The organism is Paenibacillus xylanexedens, from assembly GCF_007680605.1.
Lineage (GTDB): Bacteria > Bacillota > Bacilli > Paenibacillales > Paenibacillaceae > Paenibacillus > Paenibacillus xylanexedens_B.
This window is the reverse complement of record NZ_VEIO01000034.1, coordinates 1-925: the sequence shown is the minus strand read 5'-3', so window position 1 is coordinate 925 and position 925 is coordinate 1. Positions and strand designations below refer to the sequence as shown.

Annotated in this window: 2 rRNA genes; both read left to right on the top strand. The window is 48.6% G+C overall.

The features are described from left to right. Positions 1–63, top strand: a 16S ribosomal RNA gene (locus FS818_RS28230); the annotation flags it as partial. A 384-nt stretch (positions 64–447) separates the two neighbouring features. Next, a 23S ribosomal RNA gene (locus tag FS818_RS28225) occupies positions 448–925 on the top strand; the annotation flags it as partial.

Sequence of the window (925 nt, the reverse complement as noted above, 5' to 3'; positions counted from 1 at the left end):
ATGATTGGGGTGAAGTCGTAACAAGGTAGCCGTATCGGAAGGTGCGGCTGGATCACCTCCTTTCTATGGAGAATCGTTTCCCGAGCGGAAACATTCAAATATGTAGCTCAGCTACAAACTACTCACTCGTTGCTCAGTTTTGAGAGCTCAAACTCTCAAAACTTCTCGTTGATTCGACCGACACATCCGTGAATGGCCTGAATCAAACGATTTGTTCTTTGAAAACTAGATATCGAAACGAAACAAACGCGAATTAGAACATTCCTTTTAGGGATGAATGCTTGCTCGGTTCAAGTAACCGAACAACAATCATCCTAGCTGATCTTGTGTAAACAAGTGAAGTGTTTTATAAGGTAGATTGCTGGAGCGAGTGATCGAAATGGAGCGACTTTTGGATTTGAACGCAGTTCAAACCAAGCGGAGCGACAGCTCGAACACGAGCGCAATGGTTAAGCTACTAAGAGCACACGGAGGATGCCTAGGCGCTAGGAGCCGATGAAGGACGTGGCGAACAACGAAACTGCCTCGGGGAGCTGTAAGCAAGCTTTGATCCGGGGATGTCCGAATGGGGAAACCCAGCTGGGGTAATATCCAGTTACTCTTGTCTGAATACATAGGGCAAGTAGAGGCATACCAGGGGAACTGAAACATCTAAGTACCCTGAGGAAGAGAAAACAATAGTGATTCCGTCAGTAGCGGCGAGCGAACGCGGAGAAGCCCAAACCAGAGAGCTTGCTCTTTGGGGTTGTGGGACGTCTCACATGGAGTTACAAAGGAACCGGTTAAGCGAAGAGGTCTGGAAAGGCCCGCCAAAGAAGGTAAAAGCCCTGTAATTGAAAGTTGGTTCCCTCCGAGACGGATCCCGAGTAGTGCGGGGCACGTGAAACCCCGTATGAATCCGGCAGGACCATCTGCCAAGGCTAAA